The sequence below is a fragment of the Microbacterium sp. Bi128 genome (assembly GCF_918698205.1).
In genome coordinates this window covers 1-3,526 of sequence record NZ_CAKKMM010000470.1, presented here as the reverse complement: position 1 = coordinate 3,526, position 3,526 = coordinate 1, and the positions used below count along the sequence as shown (strand labels likewise).

Annotated in this window: 5 protein-coding genes; 2 read left to right on the top strand and 3 right to left on the bottom strand. The window is 72.1% G+C overall.

Going from position 1 to position 3,526, the window contains the following annotated elements; translation table 11 throughout:
• Window positions 1-95: 95 nt before the first annotated feature.
• Together LQV45_RS21240 and purD are read right to left on the bottom strand one after the other, a co-directional pair.
• Complete coding sequence (locus LQV45_RS21240) at window positions 96-464, bottom strand: TfoX/Sxy family protein (protein WP_230008706.1); 369 nt, start codon at window positions 462-464, stop codon at window positions 96-98.
• An 89-nt stretch (window positions 465-553) separates the two neighbouring features.
• On the bottom strand, window positions 554-1,825 hold the full coding sequence (gene purD, locus LQV45_RS21235) for a phosphoribosylamine--glycine ligase (protein WP_230008705.1): 1,272 nt from the start codon (window positions 1,823-1,825) through the stop codon (window positions 554-556).
• 69 nt (window positions 1,826-1,894) lie between these two features.
• Here purD and LQV45_RS21230 point away from each other — a divergent pair, with 69 nt between their 5' ends.
• Together LQV45_RS21230 and LQV45_RS21225 are read left to right on the top strand one after the other, a co-directional pair.
• A complete protein-coding gene (locus LQV45_RS21230) occupies window positions 1,895-2,251 on the top strand; it encodes a sterol carrier family protein (protein WP_230008704.1) in 357 nt (118 codons plus the stop codon).
• Between the two features lie 57 nt (window positions 2,252-2,308).
• Window positions 2,309-2,644 (top strand): potassium transporter Trk, encoded by a 336-nt coding sequence (locus tag LQV45_RS21225; RefSeq protein WP_230008703.1) that lies wholly within the window; start codon window positions 2,309-2,311, stop codon window positions 2,642-2,644.
• A gap of 116 nt (window positions 2,645-2,760) precedes the next feature.
• Here LQV45_RS21225 and LQV45_RS21220 read toward each other — a convergent pair whose 3' ends face one another.
• On the bottom strand, window positions 2,761-3,372 hold the full coding sequence (locus LQV45_RS21220; protein ID WP_230008702.1) for a zinc-binding alcohol dehydrogenase: 612 nt from the start codon (window positions 3,370-3,372) through the stop codon (window positions 2,761-2,763).
• Window positions 3,373-3,526 lie beyond the last annotated feature (154 nt).

Here is a 3,526-nt window from a genome sequence, read left to right as displayed (position 1 = left end):
CGCTGCGACCGCCGCCGCCGAGTAACTCGGCGCCGCTCCAAAATCGCCGAGACTGCATCCGCCTGACAACTCCACTGCAGCCTGCAGTGGGAATGTCAGTCGGATGCAGTCTCGGCGCCTTCGCGTTTCGGTGTGATCGCGTCGACGAACGCCCGGGCCTCGTCGACCAGCGGCTCCCAGGTCGGGGCGGCGGTGATCGGCACCTCCGCCCACTCGCGCAGAGGCCGCCCGCGCATGATCATGGGGCCCGCGACGCCCTCGTCGATGAGCTCGCCGATCCGCTCCTCGGGCAGCTTCACCACCAGCGACCCGTTGTGCGTCACGAACGCGAACACCTTCCCGCGCACGCGCAGGCCCTCGGTGCCGAACATGCGCCCTGTGTCGATCCCGGGCAGCGCGCACAGTCGCTCCGCGAGGGGGTCGAGGATCTCACGTCCCCGAGCCATGGCATCCCGGTCGACCATGCGCACACGCTAGCCCGATCCGGATGCCGCGGCATAGAGCTCGTGCTCGTCGCGACCGGGCTTCTCCCGCCGCGGCAGCGCCGGGCGCGTCAGTTCTCGACGACGCGTGCCGCGATGTCGGTGCGGTACTGCCCACCCTCGAGGCCGATCCGGCTCAGGGCGTCGTACGCCGCCGACCGCGCCTCGCGGAACGTCGTGCCCAGGGCCACGACATTGAGGACGCGGCCGCCGGTGGCGTGCAGCTCCCCGTCGCGGAGCATCGTCGCGGCGTGGGCGACGTGCACGCCCTCGACCTCTTCGGCCTCGTCGAGCCCCGTGAGCGGGCGGCCGGTGATCGGCGCCTCGGGGTAGCCCTCGCTGGCGAGCACCACCGTGACGGCAGTCGCCTCGGCGAACGCGGGCCGCGGTTGGTCTTCGAGCGTTCCGGATGCCGCGGCCATCAGCAGCGTCGAGAGCGGATCGAGCAGGCGGGGCAGCACGACCTGGGTCTCGGGGTCGCCGAAGCGCGCGTTGAACTCGATGACCTTCACACCCTGCTCGGTGAGGATGAGCCCGGCGTACAGCAGTCCGATGAACGGGGTGCCCTCGGCATCCATCTGCCGGATCACGGGCTCGGCGACCTCACGGGTGACGTGATCGACGAACTCCTCTTCGCCGCCGAAGCGCTCGAGCAGCCACGGCAGCGGTGAATACGCGCCCATGCCGCCGGTGTTGGGGCCCTCGTCGCCGTCGCGCAGGCGCTTGAAGTCCTGCGCGGGGCTGAGGGGCAGCACGCGGTCGCCGTCGCTGAGGAAGAACAGCGACACCTCGGGGCCGGCGAGGAACTCCTCGATGAGCACCGGACCGGTCGGCAGGTACGTCTCGGCGTGGGCGAGGGCGGCGGCACGATCGGATGTGACGATCACGCCCTTCCCGGCGGCGAGCCCGTCGGCCTTCACGACGTGCGGGGCGCCGAGCTCGTCGAGCGCCGCCTCGACGGCGGCGAGATCGTGGGCGCGAACCGCTCGCCCGGTCGGGACGCCCGCGGCATCCATGATCCGCTTGGCGTACGTCTTGGAGCCCTCGAGCTGTGCGGCGGCCTTGCCGGGACCGAAGACCGGGATGCCGCGCTCGCGCAACGCGTCGGCCACTCCGGCGACGAGCGGAGCCTCGGGCCCGATCACGACGAGGGCGATCGACTCGGTCAGTGCGAACTCCGAGACGGCGGCGGGGTCGTTCGCGTCGAGATCGACCACGTGGGCGTCGCGAGCGATGCCGGCGTTGCCCGGGGCGGCGAAGATCGCGTGCGAGTCCTCTTCGGAGCGCAGGGCGAGGATGATGGCGTGCTCGCGCGCGCCCGAACCGAGGACCAGGATTCTCACGCGGCCAGCCTACCGAGCGGTCGCCGGGCACCCGTCGCCCGAGGCGCGCGGGGGCGTACCGTGGATGCCATGCCTCCCCGCCGTATCGAGACCGGAGACGGTCGTGCCGCGCTCGCCGCCGTGGCCGCCGGCGACGCGCCCCGCGCGGCCACGGCCACCGCCGTTCGCTACTTGCTGCAGTTGCTGGTCGAGAAGGCGCCGGGCAACTCGGTCGAGATGCGCGTTCCGCCCTTCGGTGCGGTGCAGGTGATCGAGGGGCCGCGGCACACCCGCGGCACGCCGCCCAATGTCGTCGAGACCGACGCGGCGACCTGGATCTCCGTCGCCACCGGGGTCGAGAAGTGGGCGGATGCCGCGGCCGCGGGCCGGATCGTCGCGTCCGGCGTCCGCGCGGACCTCAGCGCGCTCTTGCCGTTGCGGCCGTGATCTCGACGGCGTGGTACCGGTGGCCCGTTCCGGCGTCGTCGGTGGGAGAATGGTCGCATGGCTGAGCAGCCCGCCCCCGACCGCACGCCCCTCGTGCACGAAGAGATCGTCACGTTGCGTGTTCGCCGTGCCCCCAAGTACGGCGTGTTCTTGGCCGCGGGGGCGTTTTTCGGCATCCTCGCCGCTCTGATCCTCACGGTCGCAATCGACGGCGCCGACATCAGCCCCTATACGCAGGTCGTCTATTCGCAGCTGCAGGTCTTCGGGTTCACCGCCCTCATCTGCGTCGTCATCGGCACCACCCTGGGCGCGATCGCGGCGCTCATCTTCGACCGCGTGGTGGGCCGTCGCGTCCGCGACGTCGCCGTCGACCACGAGCGCTACCGCTCCTGACGCGACTGTGCCGCGGTCGTCTGCTCAGGAGCGCTACCGCTTCTGACGCGACTGTGCCGCGATCGTCGGCTCAGGAGCGCTACCGCTTCTGACGCGACTGTGCTGCGCCCGCCGGCTCAGGCCAGCTCGGCGATGATCGGGTGGATCGCGGTGTCGAACGCGACGACGTCGCTGCGCAGGCCGTCGGTCACCGCGACCGTCAGTGAGCCGATCCACCAGACCCCGCGCTGCGCGAGCGGCAGCACCTGGACGTTGAGTTCGAACGAGTGGGCCCGACGCCCCACGCGTCGTTCGTGTTCGGCGATCGCGCTCGCATACGCGCGGTAGGACACCCCGGGCCGAGCGGTCTGCTCGCCCGAGTAGCGCGTGTGGGCGAGGCGGGCGAACTCGACCGCCGCGGATGCGTGGGGACCGATGGCCTCGCGCAGAGCGTCCGCACGCCCCGTCGGCAGCGCGACCAGGTCATCGAAGCCGTCGACGAGCTCGAGCGGAACCGGCGACGGGTGGGCCAACGGCTCCACCGTCATCGCCCAGAACTCGCGCCACTCGCGCTCGAGCAGCGATTGGTCGTCCTCCGGTCGAGGGATGCCGTCGTACGCGGGCACACGCCGCAGCGGCGGCACCTCGTCGGGCGCGCGGATGCCGCACACCTGACGCAGGTAGAGCGCGACGAGTACGGGGATCGCCGCGTCCTCGCGGATCACCCATTCCGGCTGGCCGCCCGTCATGGCGCCATTGTAGAGAGCGCCACTGCCTCCGAGGGCCGCGCGCTCGGCCTGCCCCCCCCGGGGGAGGAGGAGATCCGCGGAGGGGAGGCGGCGGGGCGCGGCGCGGCCCGGAGCGGAGGAGATCCGGGGAGGGGAGGATGCCACACCCCGGTGC